At 44.6% G+C, this 18,850-nt stretch carries 11 protein-coding genes and 6 pseudogenes; 2 read left to right on the top strand and 15 right to left on the bottom strand.

Annotated features, from left to right (window positions below; translation table 11 throughout):
• Positions 1-209: 209 nt before the first annotated feature.
• Positions 210-695 (bottom strand): annotated as a pseudogene (locus AC0IYG_RS29780) (GAF domain-containing protein).
• Positions 696-836: 141 nt separating this feature from the next.
• On the opposite strand from AC0IYG_RS29780, the pseudogene purU reads away from it, so the two are divergent.
• Positions 837-1,703: pseudogene (gene purU, locus AC0IYG_RS29775) on the top strand (formyltetrahydrofolate deformylase).
• 87 nt (positions 1,704-1,790) lie between these two features.
• On the opposite strand, the pseudogene AC0IYG_RS29770 reads toward purU, so the two are convergent.
• The 13 genes and pseudogenes from AC0IYG_RS29770 to ilvD form a co-directional block, all read right to left on the bottom strand.
• Positions 1,791-2,956, bottom strand: a pseudogene (locus AC0IYG_RS29770) (2-isopropylmalate synthase).
• 263 nt (positions 2,957-3,219) lie between these two features.
• A pseudogene (gene leuB / locus AC0IYG_RS29765) lies at positions 3,220-4,289 on the bottom strand (3-isopropylmalate dehydrogenase).
• A gap of 52 nt (positions 4,290-4,341) precedes the next feature.
• A pseudogene (locus AC0IYG_RS29760) lies at positions 4,342-5,912 on the bottom strand (alpha-isopropylmalate synthase regulatory domain-containing protein).
• Between the two features lie 21 nt (positions 5,913-5,933).
• Positions 5,934-6,530 (bottom strand): 3-isopropylmalate dehydratase small subunit, encoded by a 597-nt coding sequence (gene leuD, locus AC0IYG_RS29755; protein ID WP_471714674.1) that lies wholly within the window; start codon positions 6,528-6,530, stop codon positions 5,934-5,936.
• Between the two features lie 18 nt (positions 6,531-6,548).
• Positions 6,549-7,952 carry a 3-isopropylmalate dehydratase large subunit gene (leuC, locus tag AC0IYG_RS29750; protein ID WP_471714673.1) on the bottom strand — a complete coding sequence of 468 codons (1,404 nt, stop codon included), beginning with the start codon at positions 7,950-7,952 and terminating at the stop codon, positions 6,549-6,551.
• A gap of 486 nt (positions 7,953-8,438) precedes the next feature.
• Positions 8,439-8,672, bottom strand: coding sequence for a hypothetical protein (locus AC0IYG_RS29745; RefSeq protein WP_471714672.1), 234 nt, complete (start codon positions 8,670-8,672; stop codon positions 8,439-8,441).
• Positions 8,673-8,707: 35 nt separating this feature from the next.
• Positions 8,708-9,556, bottom strand: a complete 849-nt coding sequence (locus AC0IYG_RS29740) for an AraC family transcriptional regulator (protein WP_471714671.1) — start codon at positions 9,554-9,556, stop codon at positions 8,708-8,710.
• Between the two features lie 3 nt (positions 9,557-9,559).
• Positions 9,560-10,816, bottom strand: coding sequence for a threonine ammonia-lyase (gene ilvA / locus AC0IYG_RS29735; RefSeq protein ID WP_471714670.1), 1,257 nt, complete (start codon positions 10,814-10,816; stop codon positions 9,560-9,562).
• Positions 10,817-10,882: 66 nt separating this feature from the next.
• The gene (gene ilvC / locus AC0IYG_RS29730) at positions 10,883-11,929 is read right to left on the bottom strand and encodes a ketol-acid reductoisomerase (RefSeq protein WP_082216817.1); all 1,047 of its coding nucleotides are present in this window, start codon (positions 11,927-11,929) and stop codon (positions 10,883-10,885) included.
• 61 nt (positions 11,930-11,990) lie between these two features.
• Positions 11,991-12,524 carry an acetolactate synthase small subunit gene (gene ilvN / locus AC0IYG_RS29725; RefSeq protein ID WP_026631940.1) on the bottom strand — a complete coding sequence of 178 codons (534 nt, stop codon included), beginning with the start codon at positions 12,522-12,524 and terminating at the stop codon, positions 11,991-11,993.
• Between the two features lie 18 nt (positions 12,525-12,542).
• Positions 12,543-14,303 carry a biosynthetic-type acetolactate synthase large subunit gene (ilvB, locus tag AC0IYG_RS29720; RefSeq protein WP_471714669.1) on the bottom strand — a complete coding sequence of 587 codons (1,761 nt, stop codon included), beginning with the start codon at positions 14,301-14,303 and terminating at the stop codon, positions 12,543-12,545.
• A 15-nt stretch (positions 14,304-14,318) separates the two neighbouring features.
• Entirely contained in the window at positions 14,319-14,783 is a 465-nt protein-coding gene (locus AC0IYG_RS29715; RefSeq protein WP_471714668.1) for a nucleotidyltransferase, read from the bottom strand.
• Between the two features lie 221 nt (positions 14,784-15,004).
• Positions 15,005-16,689, bottom strand: a pseudogene (gene ilvD, locus AC0IYG_RS29710) (dihydroxy-acid dehydratase).
• 321 nt (positions 16,690-17,010) lie between these two features.
• Here ilvD and murQ point away from each other — a divergent pair.
• Positions 17,011-17,814, top strand: coding sequence for an N-acetylmuramic acid 6-phosphate etherase (gene murQ / locus AC0IYG_RS29705; RefSeq protein ID WP_471714667.1), 804 nt, complete (start codon positions 17,011-17,013; stop codon positions 17,812-17,814).
• Positions 17,815-17,834: 20 nt separating this feature from the next.
• Here the strand turns inward: murQ and AC0IYG_RS29700 are convergent, their stop codons facing one another.
• Positions 17,835-18,845 (bottom strand): zinc-binding dehydrogenase, encoded by a 1,011-nt coding sequence (locus AC0IYG_RS29700; protein WP_471714666.1) that lies wholly within the window; start codon positions 18,843-18,845, stop codon positions 17,835-17,837.
• Between the last annotated feature and the right edge of the window lie 5 nt (positions 18,846-18,850).

Below are 18,850 nucleotides of genomic sequence, written 5' to 3'. Positions count from 1 at the left end.
TGCCTGTACTTCGTTCGGTTGTGGCAAACCGGTGTTTAACCGAGCCTCTCATTGTCCGTTCTCTAGTTTTTCGCATTTATCGTGAAACGCTTTCGCGTTTTTCGTGCGCCGCTTCACTGAGATTGCCGATGTTTTCTTTGAACTAGGCCAAAGACCATACAAAAAGCCCTGTTACAAGACCGTAGCAGGGCTTTTTTGCTTTAAATCAATTATAGTTTTCGCTCAATAAGTCTGATGATCTTGCCCAGTTCTTCGGCATCGACTTCACTGAAATCATTCAATTCATCACTATCGACATCCAGCACCATCGCAACTGTTCCATTGCGGTGAAAAACGGGTAAAACGATTTCTGACTTAGAAGCGAATCCAGGCAATATGTCCTGGAAATTCTTCAACGTCGGGCACGATTAATATCTTTTTCTGGGAGTAACTGGCTCCGCAAACACCCTTGTCGAATGTAATCCGCGTGCAGGCGATCGGGCCCTGAAATGGCCCGAGCACTAATTGGCCTTCTTTTACGATATAAAATCCAACCCAAAAGAAGCCGAATGCTTGCCCTTCAACGCCGCGGCAACATTGGCCAGATTGGCGATGAGGTCGCTTTCGGTTGTTACTAATGCTTCAATTTGTGGAAACAGGGCTTTGTAAACGGTCGCTCTGTCTGTGCTTGTGGGGACTATTAGTTCTTCTGCCATTTTTGGTAAATATCTTTGTCAATCATTGAAACAGGCGTGGAGGGCGATTAGTTACCGCGACCTTTGGAAAAGATAACGGGTTAAATATTAATTTTAAGTCCATTTAGTTTAAAACGAATGATTCAAAGACATATCCTATTGATGGACGGCCCTGATCACAAGGGCTTGATTTATCAGGTTACCCGCATACTTTTTGCTCGATAATCAGAACATTATACGCAATGACGAATATGTAAGCCCCTCCAAATATTTCTTTATGCGGACGGAGTTTGAGGGTGAAACGGATATTGACAAACTGATGGAAGTTTTGAAGACGGATCTGCCCGCAGGCCTTAACCTGCGCATTAACCCCAAAAAAGAAGAAAGACATTGCGCTTATGGTCACCAAGGAGCACCATTGTCTAGGCGAATTGCTGATAAGATATGCTTTTGATGAACTGGATGCGACCATTACTGGCCGTGATCAGCAACGATAACACATTACAGCCGCTGGTTGGTAAAATTGGCATTCCATTTCACTTCATTTCGCACGAAAACCGCTCGCGGGAAGAGCATGAGGGCAGCGATTTTAAGAACCCTGGACATTTACCGGCCGGAATATCTGGTTCTGGCCAAATATATGCGGGTGATCACGCCAAATTTTGTGAATCAATTCCCGGACAAGATCATTAACATTCACCATTCCTTCCTTCCTGCGTTCATCGGCGCGAATCCTTACCGACAGGCTTACGAGCGCGGTGCTCAAAATTATTGGGGCCACGGCTCATTTTGTAAACAACGATTTAGACCGAAGGACCGATCATTGCACAGGACGAGAAATCTGTCGATCACAGGCAAACTGCATCGGATATGGCTACATCGGGAAGGGATACGGAAAAGGGTGTTTTGTCGAAGGCGTTGAAGCTGGTTTTCAATGATCGCGTGTTTATCCACGGCAAATCGAACCGATTATCCTATAACGAGAAAAAAGCCCTTAGTCAGAATCACCGAGGGCTTTTTGCAATCTGATGGATGTTATTCGAATATGTAATGTTACAAATAATTCTTTAAAACATCAAATTCAGATTCAATGGGTTATGCTTTTTTAATGATTTTCTAATTATTCCACTGGGATCGCCGTTCTGCGGCCAAATCTACCAGATCCGCGTCGTTCACTTCCTTCTTCAAATCGGCTACTTCAAGGAATCTTGCAGACAATTCGTCCAATGCTGGCTTGTCGAAGCTAAATCCAAGTAATTCGAGGCGGTGCTTCAAAGCATGTCTACCGCTACGGGCTGTCAAAACAATGTCCGACTTGTCCACGCCCACATCCTGCGGGTTCATTATTTCGTAAGTCAACTGGTGTTTTAAGAAACCATCCTGCGTGAATCTCCGGAGGAATGTGCAAACGCATTCCTTCCCACAATTGCCTTATTCGCCTGAACCGGCATGCGCATCATTTTCGAAACCAACTGACTGGTCGGATAAATGAACTGCGTACTAACCCCCGTTTCCAAACCAAGTTCTTTGTGGACCGTCAAAGCCATTACAACTTCTTCCAAAGACGTGTTTCCAGCTCTTTCACCAATTCCATTGATCGTAACCTCAACCTGTCGCGCTCCCTGGCTTATTCCGGCAATCGAATTTGCAGTCGCAAGTCCAAGATCATTATGGCAGTGAATGGAAATAACTGCTTTATGAATGTTTGAAACATTCTCGAAAACGTATTTGATTTTGGAACCATACTCATCCGGAAGGCAATATCCCGTCGTATCCGGAATGTTCACTACTGTTGCTCCTGCGCCAATCACCGCTTCAACCAATTGCGCAAGGAAAACGAGATCAGCACGACCGGCATCTTCACAGTAAAACTCTACGTCCTCAACTTTGGATTTAGCATATTTAGTCGCAGAAATAGCTCTTTCAAGGATCTTTTCGCGGGTCGTGTTGAATTTGTGCTGAATATGAATATCCGAAGAACCGATGCCTGTGTGAATCCGTCCGCGTTGCGCATATTGCAATGCATTAGCAGCCGCATCAATGTCGCCCGGCACTGCACGTGAAAGCGCACAAATGATTGGCTCACGAACTGCTTTGGATATTTCAACCACTGAATTAAAGTCGCCAGGACTTGAAACCGGGAAGCCGGCTTCGATAATGTCTACACCGAGTTTTTCGAGCTGCTTGGCTACAACAACCTTTTCTTCTGTCGTTAATTGGCTGCCTGGAACTTGCTCGCCGTCGCGCAAAGTCGTGTCGAAGATCTGAACTCGATTACTCATTGGTGGGAATTAAAATATTAATGGATACGAATTTAATAAATTTCAAACAATATAAAACCCTTTCCGGATTAGAGAAAGGGTTTTAAACGAATCAAAACATAACCTTTCCCGTGTTCACGGTATTAGCAAAATAAGGAGATTAAGGTTCAATTCGAGTGCGTTCATGATATCAGGTTGCGAAATTTCGCTAACAACATTTTGTTCTGCAAATAAAACATAAGTTTTCCTTCAAACAAATATTATTTGGCAAAACTTCTGTAAAATCAGATTCTTTTCAAAAGCTCAGCACCAGCCGATTGCGTGTTCAAAAGCAGGTGTGCAGGCGTTGAAGCGTCCGCAATGTCTTTTGTCCTGAAACCGTCTTTAAGCAACTTGTCAACTGCCGCAATGATCGCGTCCGACTCTTCTTTCAAGCCAAATGAAATGTCAAGCAACAACGCCGCAGAGAGAACTGATGCCAACGGGTTAGCAATTCCTTTTCCCGTAATGTCGTGCGCAGAACCGTGGATCGGCTCGTAAACGCCCGTGCTGTCTCCTACCGAAGCAGATGCCAGCATGCCCATTGATCCTGCGATCTGGCTTGCTTCATCCGTCAGAATGTCTCCGAACAAATTGGCCGTTACCACAACATCGAAGCGTCTTGGATCTTTAATTAGCAACATGGCTGCTGAATCTACAAACTGGTGTTCAACCGTAACGTCAGGATATTCAGGAGCAAGCGCCTGGATCACTTCGCGCCACAAACGGCTTGTTTCCAAAACGTTAGCTTTATCAACTGACATTAATCTTTTGCCACGTGTGCGAGCTGCTTCAAATGCCTTGCGGCCAATGCGTTCCACTTCGTATCTGCTGTATTCGGCAATGTCGTAAGCTGTGTTATTATCGTTTTTACGGCCTTTTTCCCGAAATAAATGTCGCCCGTAAGCTCGCGGAAGAAAAGGATATCCGAACCTTTCAGGATTTCAGGCTTAATGGAAGAAGCACTCAAAAGCTCATCAAACAATTTGATCGGACGCAAATTCGCGTACAAACCAAGTTCTTTACGCATTTTCAGCAAGCCTTGTTCAGGGCGAACTTTTGCGGTTGGGTCGTTATCATATTTGGGATGGCCCACGGCTCCAAAAAGGATCGCGTCCGCGTTGCGCATTTTTTCAAGCGTTTCGTCAGGAAGCGGGTTTCCGGTTGCTTCAATCGCAACGTGACCCATTAATGCTTCGTCATAGCTGAATTCATGACCGAATTTCTCAGCGATTTTCACCAAAACACTTTTTCCAACTTCTGTAACTTCTTGTCCGATTCCATCACCCGGAACAATTAGGATGTTTTTCTTCATTAAGGTTTGAATTGATAATCAGTAATTAAATATTTGGTCAATGGCATAACCATCAAATAGCCGCAACCAAAGGAATTTCCGGCGAAAGCTCTACTGCTGACGGGATGCCAATTAGGTTTAGCATTTTCTGTGTGGCCATGATTGCTGACACGGTTTGGTCGGAATCTAGGCCGCGGGTTTTTACGTCCTTGCCATTGATTTCCCAGGTAATGATCGTTTCGCAAAGGGCGTCGGTTTTTCCACCGGGCGGAATGCGCACTGCGTAGTCCGTCAGCATGGGCAAGCTGATTCCTTTCCGGCAATATATTTTTCAATGCATTCATAAAAGCGTCATACTGACCGTCTCCCTGCGCATTTTCCTCAAAAACCTCTTCGCCAAACTTAATCTGCAATGTGGCAGAAGGCTTCAAATTTTTGGAATGTGTAAGCACATAATTGACAATAACGACCTTTTCTTCAATCGCATTACTGGCCAGAATATCAGAAATAATGTAAGGCAGATCCTCGGGCGTTACCGCTTCTTTGCGATCGCCCAGCTCAATGATCCGCTGCGTTACTTTTTTAAGATCCGAGTCAGAAAGTGAAATGCCAAGATCTCTCAGGTTGTTCTCAATGTTCGCCTTCCCTAAGTTTTACCCAAAGCATAAAGCCGCTGACGGCCGAAGCGCTCAGGCATTAACTTACTGAAATAGAGATTATTCTTTTTATCACCATCGGCGTGAATGCCAGCCGTTTGGGTAAAAACACTTTCACCAACAATGGGTTTATTAGATGGAATCCGGACACCAGAAAACGTCTCAACCAGCTTGCTAACCGTGTACAACGACCGCTCATTCACAGAGGTTTTAAACTCCGGCATCAGGTCATTAATCACGGCAATCGTGCTCGCCAGCGGCGCATTGCCCGTTCTTTCGCCCATGCCATTGACCGTCAAATGCAGTCCATGCGCTCCTGCACGCAATGCTTCCATGACATTCGCAATGCTCAGGTCATAGTCATTGTGCGCGTGGAATTCGAAATGTTTGCTTGGATAACGGTCAACGATCGATTTGCAGAAAACTTATAAGATTCAAAAGGCGTTAAAATGCCGAGTGTATCTGGCAGAAGAATGCGCTTTACAGGCTGTGTAACCAGGAAATCAAGCGATTGGAATACATACTCGGGAGAATCCCGCATGCCATTGCTCCAATCTTCAAGATATACATTGCAATCTATGCCTTGGTTTTCAGCAAGTTCGATCACTTTCCGAATGTCTTCGAAATGCTCCTGAGGCGATTTTTTCAACTGGTGTTTCAGGTGATTGAGCGAACCTTTGGTCAAAAGATTCATCACCCTGGCGCCAGATTCCAGCATCCAGTTAATGGAAGCATCACCGTCAACGAACGTCAGGACCTCAATTTTATCCAAAAAACCATTGGCCTTTGCCCATTCGGTGATCTTTTGAACAGCCTGAAACTCTCCTTCCGAAACCCGGGCAGAAGCAACTTCAATGCGGTCCACTTTCACTTCCTGCAAGAGGATTTGAGCAATGGTCAATTTTTCTGATGCGGAAAACGACACGCCGCTGGTTTGCTCACCATCGCGGAGTGTCGTGTCCATTATTTCAATATAGCGGCTGTTCATAGGGGGCGTGCGGCCGGGGCATTAATAGAGTCTCTCTGCTTCAAATTCCTTGATTTCACCTTTCATGGCTTGCAGATAATCGATATCGTCGAAGCCATTCATCATGTTATGTTTTTTATAACCATTGATGTCGAAAGATTCAGATTCTCCGGAGCCAATGATCGTGATCTTCTGCTCGTCCAGATTCACTTCAAACTCAGCATTAGGATCAGCTTCGATGGCAAGGAATATTTTATCCAAAAACTCCGGGCTCACCTGAACGGGCAAAATGCCGATATTCAATGAGTTACCTTTAAAAATATCTGCAAAAAAGCTGGAAACGACGCAACGGAAACCGTAATCATAGATCGCCCAAGCAGCGTGCTCGCGGCTGGATCCGCTTCCGAAGTTACGTCCGCCAACCAGTATTTTTCCTTTATAAATCGGATTGTTCAGAACGAAATCTGACTTTGGTGTATCATCACCGTTGTAGCGCCAGTCGCGGAAAAGGTTATCACCAAATCCTTCACGCTTGGTCGCTTTAAGAAAACGCGCCGGGATAATCTGGTCTGTGTCAACGTTTTCTATCGGCAAAGGAACTGCCGTACTTTTTAAAACTGTGAATTTATCGTAAGCCATTTGAATGTCGAATTAGAATTAAAGAAGTTCTCTCGGGTCAGTAACAACGCCGGTCACCGCAGCAGCAGCAGCCACCAACGGACTAGCCAGAAGCGTTCTTGCGCCTGGTCCTTGACGACCTTCAAAATTGCGGTTTGAAGTGCTGACGGCATATTTCCCAGCTGGAATCTTGTCATCATTCATTGCCAGACAAGCTGAACATCCAGGCTGACGAAGCTCAAAACCAGCCTCCGTAAGAATGTCCAAAATTCCCTCTTCTTTAATCTGCGCCTCCACAATGTGTGAACCCGGAACAACCCAAGCCGTCACATTATCAGCCTTTTTACGACCTTTTACGATCGAAGCAAATGCACGGAAATCTTCAATGCGACCATTCGTGCAGCTGCCGATGAAAACGTAGTCAATTTTCTTGCCTAACATCGATTCATTTTCATGGAAACCCATGTAAGCCAATGACTTATCATATGTCGACTTTCCGCCTTCCACTTGTTCCGAAGTAGGGATATTTCTTGAAATTCCCTGACCCATTCCCGGATTCGTTCCGTAAGTGATCATCGGTTCGATGTCCGCAGCGTCGAAGTTATATTCTTTGTCAAATGTTGCTCCTTCGTCTGTTTGCAGCGTTTTCCAGTAAGCAAGAGCTTTATCCCACTTCTCTCCTTTTGGCGCTTGGTCACGGCCATTAATGTATGCATAAGTGGTTTCATCCGGCGCGATCATGCCACCGCGTGCACCCATTTCAATGCTCATGTTACAAACCGTCATCCGGCCTTCCATGCTCATATTTCTAAAAACGTCGCCTGCATATTCAACGAAATATCCCGTTGCGCCGGCAGTTGTCAGCTTCGAAATAATGTAAAGCGTCACGTCTTTCGGCGTAACCCCTTTACCCAATGTTCCATTGACATTGACACGCATTTTCTTGGGCTTAGGCTGCATGATGCATTGTGAAGAAAGCACCATTTCAACCTCAGAAGTGCCTATACCAAAGGCAATTGCACCAAAAGCACCGTGCGTAGATGTATGCGAATCACCGCAAACGATTGTCATGCCCGGAAGCGTGATTCCGTTTTCAGGACCCACCACGTGCACGATTCCGTTTCTGGCGTGGCCGAGGCCCCAGTGTGAAATTCCGTATTTTAATGAGTTGGTTTCCAGCGCTTTCAACTGATTTGCAGAAAGCGGGTCTTCAACCGGAAGGTGTTGGTTAATTGTCGGTGTATTGTGGTCAGCTGTGGCAAATGTTCTTTCAGGATACATTACGCCGATGTTTCTGCTTTCGAGTCCCAGAAATGCAACCGGGCTGGTTACTTCGTGGATGAAATGACGGTCGATGAAGAACACATCCGGACCATCTGCAATTTTGCGTACAACGTGTGCGTCCCACACTTTGTCGAAAAGGGTACTTGCTTGATTACTCATTTGATGATTATTAAAATTTCGCCTCTTCAAGACTGACTTTCAAGAAATAGCGAATAAAACGCGCCTTTCTTAAAAGGAGAAATGAGATTACAAATTACCATAAATTAACGGTAATAAGTATAACGTTAAAGGTTCAAAAAATAGTGATTTTGGTTTTTGAAAGAAGTTTGAGCGGAAATTGTTATTGGGGGAATTGGGATTACTGGAATAATGGCTCTTGCCTGTTATCCCAGAAGAATAGGATGCTTACCTCAAACACAGAAACTTGATAAAAGAAAGAGCAATTCTTGTTAATATAGCCTTTTCTGACATCAGAATTTCCTTCAATGGATTTGAAGATATAAGGAGTTTTCGAAAGCGTTTTTAAGGTTTTGAGAGCCTTTCGCTCGAATTTTTTAGCGGCAGTCAAACCAAATTTAGAGACAATTTGATTAAAAATGGATTCGTATGTTTCTGTCGCTGTGTGTGTAAGTGTAACTTTTAGAATCATTTGCTTTCGGCTCGCCTCCTTTCAAACTCTTCCAGCGTGATTGTTCGGCCGGCTTTAACGTCGTCCAAACCTTTTTGAATTCCTTGAATAACGTGGTCGGGTAGAATTTCCTCTTTTTCGTAAGGCACATTTAGTGCTTCCAAAAATGCTTCTACCGCCTTCTGCTGGTTCTTTTTCGGATAAACGTGCAATGCTTCCATGCTGAACAAAATGATAATTGATCTATACAAATATAAAGATTCAAGCAGATTTACCAGCGGCATATTCACGCTTGCCTCTTCGGCGTTCTACCGTATTTCTCCTTATAAGTCTTTATAAAATGAGAAACGCTTTCGTAACCGATCTCCGTGCTGATTTCCGAAACATTCTTAGTGCTGTTTCTCAAAAGAAAATCTGCGTAATCTATTCTTTTGTTTTTGAGCCAAAGCGCGGGTGAGGTTTTGAATTCGTCTTGAAAATCTCTTTTGAATGCTGACAAACTGCGTCCCGAAAGTCTTGCTAACTCATTTAATGTTAATGGTTTGAGATAGTAACTGTTCATTAAGAATGACAAATCCGCTTTTTCACCTTTGTATAAACTGTACAGAATTGCACGAAGTTGTTTTGAATCGTCCAGTTCCAATAAATGGAGCAGTAACTCTTGAAATTTAAGCCGAAGAAAATGGTTTTTTAGCTCTGTTCTTGATCTAAAATAGGGAAATACGGATTGAATAAACTTCTCAAAATTCTCGTCTGACTTTAAAAGCAGGATCGGGTTTTCCAGCACCGCAGTCGCTTTGGAAGGATTAAACAATTCAGGATGCAAACTGACAAATTCTTTCAAAAGCTTTTCATCAAAAAAGAAAACCAGGCTTTTGTAAGACTCATTAATCGACTCAGACATTAGATAAAAACCACGCTGCACAAACAGAATGTCACCTTTCTCGACATGCACTTCCTGCGTAGGACTGGTAAATTTCTTCTCTCCCTCCAAAACCACAATAACCGCATGTTCCTCAAAAAACACGTCATATTTGGAAGGATAAACCTCATTGCGATAGGCAACAAAAGTCATATCCTGAATCTTTAAAGATTCAAATTCCTGGGAGCTGATATCGGAAGGGACGCGGAGCATTTGTTAAACCATAAATTGAAACAAATCCGGCTGGTCATTCAAATACTCATAAACAACCCTATTCGCATCCATTCTCTCGATTAATGGTGCGAAATCTTCGCGGTTTTTTAGCTCGATGCCGACTAATGCGGGGCCTTGCTCGCGGTTGGTCTTCTTGACATATTCGAATCTTGCGATGTCGTCGTTGGGTCCGAGTACATTCAAGAATTCACGAAAAGCGCCGGAGCGTTGAGGGAAGCGGATAATGAAGTAATGTTTTAAGCCTTCGTAAAGCAACGAGCGCTCTTTGATTTCTTCGGTCCTCGTAATGTCATTATTGCCTCCGCTGATTAATGCGACGACATTTTTGCCTTTTATTTCATCTGCGATCAAATCCAAAGCTGCAACCGTGAGCGCACCTGCGGGCTCTGCAACAATGGCTTCTTCGTTATAAAGCTGCAAAATAGATGAACAAACTTTGCCTTCCGGAACGAGGATCACTTTATCCAAACTTTTGCTGCAAATCTCAAATGTAATTTCCCCAGCCCTGCGAACCGCCGCGCCGTCAACAAATTTGTCAATGTGCTCCAATGTTACCACATGTCCATCTTTCATGGCCTGATACATGGCCGGCGAACCTTCCGGCTCGACGCCGATCAGTTTTGTTTTTGGCGAAAGTTGCTTAAACACAGTTGAAATACCGGAAGCTAAACCTCCGCCGCCAATCGCCATTAACAAGTAATCAATCTTGAAATCTGCATCTTTGAAAATCTCCAAACCAACAGTTCCCTGACCTTCAATGACTTGCAAATCGTCAAATGGGTGCACAAAAACTGCATTAGTGATAGTCTGATATTCTTTCGATGCATAATAAGCATCGTCATAAGTGTCTCCGACCAAATGCACTTCAATCCACTCTTTGCCAAATAACCTTACTTGCTTAATTTTCTGCGCTGGCGTGGTTGTAGGCATGAAAATCGCTCCTTTAACCTGCATTTTCCTGCATGCATATGCGACCCCTTGTGCATGATTGCCTGCGCTCGCGCACACGACCCCGCCCGCAAGTGCCTCGGCTGACATGCTCGCCATTTTGTTGTAAGCGCCGCGAATTTTGTAGGAACGCACGGTTTGCAGATCTTCCCTTTTCAGATAAATATTAGCCTGATATTGCTCGGAAAGATGTGCATTGTAAAAAATCGGTGTGTGATTAATGATGCCTCGAAGCCTTTCAGCGGCAAGGAAAATGTTGTCTAATGTCGGAGCGGAGCGAAGTGTTTCCATTGCTTTTAAAATATAAAAGCCTTGCAGTAGCAAAGCTTTTATATTTATTCAAATTGATAATGCTTATTAATTGTTCTCTGGGCGCAGGCTGCGAACAGTTTTGCCTGATTGCCACATTTCTGATTCGCGAAGCTCAGCCAATTCTTCTTCCAATTTCACGCGGTAATCGGATTGTGAGTTACGTGTGATGGAGATTTTAGCTTGCTCGCCGCTTTTTACAGAGTTATAAAGTTGTTCAAAAACAGGCTTAGTAGCGTCACGGAAAGGTTTCCACCAATCCAATGCACCGCGTTGCGCTGTTGTAGAGCAGTTTGCATACATCCAGTCCATGCCGTTTTCAGCAACCAATGGCATCAATGATTGCGTCAATTCTTCAACTGTTTCGTTGAACGCTTCTGATGGAGAGTGTCCGTTTGAACGAAGCACTTCGTATTGTGCTGCGAAAATCCCCTGGATAGCGCCCATCAATGTTCCGCGCTCGCCTGTAAGGTCAGACGTAACTTCACGGTAGAAATCAGTTTCGAACAAATATCCTGAACCAACGCCAATTCCCATTGCGATGCATTTCTCACGCGCTTTGCCAGTTGCATCCTGGAATATTGCAAAAGAAGAGTTCAAGCCTTTTCCTTCTACGAACAAGCGGCGAAGTGAAGTTCCTGATCCTTTTGGAGCAACCAAATACACGTCTACGTCCGCAGGAGGGATAATTCCAGTCTGATCTTTGTAAGTTACACCGAAACCGTGTGAGAAATACAACGATTTCCCGGCAGTAAGGTTAGCCTTAACAGTTGGCCATAATTCAATTTGAGCGGCGTCAGAAAGCAGGTAACAAATGATTGTTCCTTTTGCCAATGCTTCTTCCAATTCGAAAAGTGTTTCGCCAGGAACCCATCCGTCAGCAACGGCTTTGTCCCACGACTTACCTCCTTTGCGTTGTCCAACGATCACATTGAATCCGTTGTCACGCATGTTCAAGCTTTGGCCTGGGCCTTGTACGCCGTAACCAATTACAGCTATGGTTTCATTAGAAAGTACTTCACGTGCCTTTTCAAGAGGAAATTCTTCACGGGTTACTACTTCTTCTTCGACCCCGCCGAAATTTAATTTTGCCATTGATTATTGATTGGATTATTGATTACTCGATTTAAAAACAATATTAGGTAAAGTTGACCGGTTACTGATAATACTCCCACTCAGCCTCAGGAAGGTAATCGACCAGCGTCTGAGGCGATTTACTAACCGCAACACGTCCTGATCTTACAAATTCAAGGATTTCGTGTGGTTTGATATAATCAAAGAATTCAAAGATTTCTTCTTCCGTACCCGTTTTCTGGATAATTACATAAGTCAGATGCCAGTAAACGACCCAGGCTTTATAAGTTTTATTAATGGTCTCAATGTCAAGCGGTTTTGCACCGATTGGCGTTGAAATTTTAAACAATGCGATCTCATTATAAGCGATATCGTCATTGAGATAACCAAAAACAGCCAGCACTTCAATCACTTTACGGATCTGGCGGACGAGTTTTTCAACTGCATCGCGCGATTCATGGCGAATGACGATGGTAAACCTTGAAATACCCTTACGTTCCGTTTCGGAAACCGTAAGACTATCAATATTAATGCGTCTGCGTGTCAGAATGGTGGTAATCTTGTTCAGAATACCAATCGTATTTTCTGTAAAAACACAAATGGTGTATGTTGTCATGATCAATTAATGTCTATATTATTCCAATCTGATATCTGCCACGCAAGCTCCGGTTGGAACCATTGGGAACACATTTTCTTCTTTTTCTACCAAAACTTCCAACAAATAAGGCTTGTCGGAAGCCAGCATTTTATCCAGCGAATCATTCAAATTCTCCCTCGCGCCGCAAGTGTGTCCGTCGATGCCAAACCCTTTTGCTATGGTGATGAAATCAGGATTTTGAAGTTCCACAAATGAATAGCGTTTCTGGTGGAAAAGCTGTTGCCACTGACGCACCATTCCAAGGAAGTTGTTATTCAAAATAATGATCTTAACCGGCAAACCGCTTTGTGCAATGGTTCCCAATTCCTGGATAGTCATTTGAAAACAACCGTCACCAATGATCGCAACAACCTCACGATCAGGCGCTCCAACTTTCGCTCCAAAAGATGCAGGCAATGCAAAACCCATTGTTCCTAATCCACCGGAAGTAATGAAAGAGTTTGCTTTTTTGAACTGATAATAACGCGCAGTCATCATCTGGTGCTGACCCACATCCGCTACAATCACCGCTTCGCCTTTTGTTTTATCGGAAAGCGTGCGGATCACCTCAGCCATTTTGATCTTTTCCGTCGTCGGAGCAAGTTCTGGCTGCGTAATCTTCTGATCCTCAATCGCATCGTATCTTTTAAATTCCTCACGCCATGCTTCGTGGTTATTTTCCTTAACCAATGGAAGCAACATTTCAAGCGCCCTTTTGGCATCACCTACAACCGGTGCGTCCGCTTTAACGATCTTGTCAATTTCCGCCGGGTCAATTTCAATGTGAACGACCTTCGCCTGCTTCGCGTAACGGCTCAAATCACCCGTAACGCGGTCATCGAAGCGCATTCCGACTGCAATAATGACGTCACACTGGTTGGTAAGGACATTAGTCCCATAATTTCCATGCATTCCAAGCCAGCCCACATAATTAGGATGGTCGCAAGAAACAGAAGAAAGGCCGAGTAATGTTGAAGCCGCAGGAATGTCTGTTTTTTCAATGAATTGGATCAATTCCGCTTCTGCATTAGCGATCTGCACGCCATGTCCGAAAAACAGGAACGGGCGTTTTGCCTGATTAATCAGTTTGGCAGCCGCTGCGACTTGTTCATCTTTCGGAGACAAGCGCGGGTGATAGCTAACCAGTTTTTCACATTTTTTATGAATAAATGGCCGCGTCATCAATTTCTGCTGCGCATCCTTTGTAATGTCGATCAGGACAGGTCCCGGACGACCGGATTTTGCTATATAAAATGCTTTTGCAATAATCTCAGGAACTTCATCCGCATTGGTAATCTGGTAGTTCCATTTCGTGATTGGAATGGTAACGCCCATCACGTCCGTTTCCTGGAATGCATCCGTTCCCAGCAAATGAGAAGCCACCTGACCAACAATGCAAACCATTGGCGTTGAGTCGATTATCGCATCAGCAATCCCAGTTACGAGGTTTGTTGCTCCTGGGCCGGAAGTTACGAGGCACACGCCCACTTCACCCGTAATGCGAGCGAAACCTTCTGCCGCATGCGCTGCACCTTGCTCATGACGCACCAGAATGTGGTTAACCTGATCCTGATAATCATAAATCGCGTCATACACCGGCATGATCGCCCCACCCGGATAACCGAAAATGGTCTCAACCCCTTCGGCAATCAGCGACTGGATCACGGCATGTGAACCATTGATCAACTCCGGCTTAGCAATCGAAGCCACCGGCTCGATCACCTGCATTGTTTGTGTTTGATTTTCATTAAATCCCATGACTCCTCTATTTATTTAGTCGGATGAATTTTCAAGATTTTCAATGTCATTTATATCTCGCGGCCTTCCGGCGGCCTTTTTCGCTGTAATCAGATCTTTATAATGGATCAATCTGATTGTTAAATCATCTACAATGTGATCCGACGCATTTTGAAAGGCATAATTGAATTCCAGGCCTTTCAAATTGGTAATAATGTCTATCGAAACCGGCGCTCTTCCGAAAGTGAAGACATCAAATTTTGGGTTTGATAAGAAATTGTCTTCGATCATATCGAACATCGGCATTCCAAATGTCCCGAATGCCTTCGCTATTCTCGAATAGTTCTCTTTTGTTTTATTAACCCAAATATCCATATCACCAGTGGTTCTCGAATAACCGTGAAGGATTACTGAGTAACCTCCCACCAATATGTATTCGACCTCACTTTCATTTAATGATTTCAAAAAATCCTGAAAATCACCATTGAAGATATTTGCCATTATAATGTGTGTTTCCGCATAGAGAAGGCCGTTCTGTCCAATCTCGGCGGATTGTTTATATCAAACTGAAAAGCGACACTATTCAGATAATTCGCAGCTTGTAACCTCTCTTTCGAAGTTTTTGGCTGATTTTTAGCATAATACTTTTCAGTTTCCTGATGAGATCCTCCGTGAAATGCTGTCCTGTCTAATTTAAATTCGCTTTCCATAAGCTAACACGTTTACGCTTCGTCCGTTACGCAGCCTTCGGCGGCTGATTTTACGGTTCTGATGTATCTGCCCAGCATTCCTTTTGTGAACTTTGGTGCGGGTTGTACCCAAGCCGCTTTGCGGGCTGCCATTTCTTCGTCCGAAATGTGCAATGTCAGCTGACGTGTGTTGGCGTCGATAGAGATGCGGTCACCGTCTTTTACCAGGGCGATCGGGCCTCCGTCGAATGCTTCGGGTGTAATGTGGCCTACTACAAATCCGTGCGTTCCGCCAGAAAAACGGCCGTCAGTGATCAACGCGATCTTGTCTCCTAGTCCTGCTCCCATTACAGCGGAAGTTGGTTTCAACATTTCCGACATGCCCGGACCGCCTTTTGGGCCAGCATTACGGATCACAACCACGTGTCCTTCTTTGATTTCACCTTTTGAAAGCATGGTGATGATCTCCGATTCGTGCTCGCAAACCTTTGCTTCGCCGTCGAAAGTCATCCCTTCTTTTCCTGTAATTTTCGCAACCGCGCCCGTTGGCGTCAGGTTACCATACATGATCTGAATGTGACCGCTTGATTTAATGGCTTGCTCCAAAGGAAAAACCATTTTTTGTGTGTCAAAATTTAGATCAGGAGCCTCGGCAAGGTTTTCAGCAACTGTTTTACCGGTTACTGTAATGCAATCTCCGTGGATTAAGCCTTTGGAATACAAATATTTTGTGATCGCAGGCACGCCACCGATTTCCAGAATATCTTCCATATAATATTTACCGCTAGGCTTCAAATCCGCAATAAATGGGGTGCGATCTGAAATCGCCTGAATGTCGTCCAATGTCAACCATAGTCCTGCTGAACGCGCGATTGCTAAGAAGTGCAATGCTGCATTTGTAGAACCGCCTAGCGCCATAACAACGGTTAATGCGTTTTCAAGGGACTTTTTGGTAATGATTTCTTTCGGAGTAATGTTCAGTTCCAAAAGCTTTTTCATCGCCGCGCCGATTTTCTTGCATTCTTCCTGCTTGCCTTCGTGCGTCGCCGGATAAGAGCTGCTGAATGGCAAGCTCATTCCCATCGCCTCAATCGAAGCCGCCATCGTGTTCGCCGTGTACATGCCGCCGCAAGCGCCCTGACCGGGAATTGAATTTTGTATAACGCCTTTGAAATCTTCGTCTGAAATGTTGTTGGCAAACTTCTTTCCAAGCGCCTCAAATGCAGAAACGATATCCAGTTTTTGTCCTTTATAATGTCCTGAACGGATTGTTCCGCCATAAACCATAATCGCAGGGCGATCGATACGGGCCATCGCCATCACTGCTCCCGGCATGTTTTTATCACAACCCACAACCGCAATCACGCCGTCATACCATTGCGCAGAAACCACTGTTTCAATCGAATCTGCGATAATGTCGCGGCTAGGCAAAGAGTAACGCATTCCGTCGTTTCCGTTGGTCATCCCGTCCGAAACACCAATTGTGTTAAAGATCAAACCCACCATTTCATTGGCCGTCACGCCTTGTTTCACGTAAACAGAAAGTCCGTTTAAGTGCATATTACAAGGATTTCCCTCGTAACCTGTGCTGGCAATGCCGATTTGTGGTTTTGAAAATCTTCTTCTTTCAAGCCAATCCCGTAAAGCATCGCCTGCGCTGCCGGATTGGTAACTTCTTGGGTCAGGGTTTTTGAAAATCTGTTAAGTTCTGTCGACATGGTGAATATGTTGTAAATAAAAACACCTCAATCAGCGGGTGAGTGAGGTGCCAGGTTTTATGCAATCGTCCTCACTCACGCAAATCGCGTGACTAGAATTAGAACCGGGACGATTAAAATGAATTTCATTAGCGTAACTATTATGTCTAGCGAAATTTCGCTGATTCATTGTTTGTGTTACAAATTAGAAGGGTATCTTTTTATTTTCCAAACATTCAAGCCTTTTTTTGAAGATATTCTGAGATAAATACCAAATTAATGTTCTGTGCAGGATCGTCTCAGGAAAATATTTAATTTTGATCCATCCAAAACACAAATCAAATGCTAACCACTGAATCGTCTTCCAACTACAATGATCTTGAAAAAATGAGTGTTCAGGACATTTTGTTTTCTATAAATAAGGAAGATAAAACTGTCCCAAACGCCGTTGAAAAGGCTATCCCTCAAATCGATGCGCTGGTTTCTCAAATCGTTCCCCGGATGCAGAAAGGCGGTCGGCTGTTTTACATTGGCGCAGGCACGAGCGGGCGATTGGGCGTTGTGGATGCTTCGGAATGCCCTCCTACATTTGGCGTTCCGTTTGATTTGGTGGTCGGGATTATTGCTGGGGGCGATACTGCGATTAGAAAAGCCGTGGAAAATGCGGAGGATGACTGGAATCAGGCCTGGATTGACTTGCAACCTTTTGAACCCAACGAAAACGACACATTAATAGGCATAGCTGCATCGGGACGCACGCCTTATGTGATTGGTGGATTGAATGAAGCGCAAAAAGTTGGTTTGCTGACCGGATGCGTGGTTTGCAATGACGGCTCACCCGTCGCAAAAGCCGCAGCATTTCCCGTAGAAGTGGTCGTAGGACCTGAATTTTTGACAGGAAGCACTAGAATGAAATCCGGAACCGCTCAGAAACTGGTCCTTAACATGATCTCAACGGCTGTGATGATCCGTTTGGGCAAAGTGAAGGGCAATAAAATGATTGATATGCAGCTTACCAATGAAAAACTGGTCAATCGTGCACAGCAAATGATTATTGACGAACTGAATGTGGATGCTGCCGAGGCTGAAAAATTGCTGACTCAATATGGAAGCGTTCGGGGCGCAATTGAATCTATGCAGAAATAAGACGTCGCGCAGAATAGGAGCTAGATTTTCAAAACAATTTTCCCAAACTGCTGTCCCGAATCCATCAGACGCAATGCTTTTTCAGCTTCGTCGAGTGAAAATTGGGTGTCAATGATGGGCATAATCTCCTTTTCCTCAACAAATCTGATCATTTCCTGAAACTCCGACTCGGTGCCCATGGTGGTTCCGATAATGTTGAGTTGTTTGAAAAATACTTTGGCCGGAACAATGTCGGTAATGTTGCCCGTTCCGCCGCCATAGAAGCAAATTCTTGCACCAGGAGCTGCAATGTCAGTTAACTTAGCGAATCCCGGACCACCGGCGCTATCGATAATAACATTGAAATAACCCAATTTCGGACCGCGTGCTTTTACGAGCAAATCACGAAACCACGTTGGATTTTTATAGTTAACCCCGCCCTTAGCACCCATTTCAATGGCTTGCTGGATTTTCTGATCTGAGCCGGATGTAACCCAAACTTCCGCACCGGCCGCAATGGCAAATTGGATCACGAACAAAGCAACGCCTCCGCCCGCACCGGTCACCAAAACCTTATCACCCGGCTGCCATTTAGCACGGGTGTGCAGTGCGCGCCAGGCCGTTAATGCGCCAAGCGGCAATGTGGCAGCTTGTTCAAATGAGAGATAAGCTGGTTTTTGAACCAGATAACGGGCTTCTACTTTCACAAATTCCGCAAAAGTCCCGTTATCCGGCAAACCTAATATTTTGTGATCTGCTCCGTAAAAGTCAGGATTATCGCCCCAGTTTTGAGACGGATTAATGATCACTTCCTTGCCCAACCACGCCGAATCCACGCCTTCACCAATTTCACTAACAATACCCGCCCCGTCCGAACCGGGAATGATGGGCGTGGTGATTTTGGGATAAAGTCCTTTCTGGATCCAGACGTCGCGGTGATTTAATGAAGCTGCTTTCAACTGAACAATCACTTCGCCAGGACCAGCAATTGGTTTTTCAACTTCTTCAATGACCAAAGGCTCGTGAAGGTTCTTAATGACAGCAGCTTTCATTCGAT

The organism is Dyadobacter sp. AC419, assembly GCF_979253085.1.
Note: the sequence above shows the minus strand (reverse complement) of the source record. Positions and strands in the feature narration are given on the sequence as shown.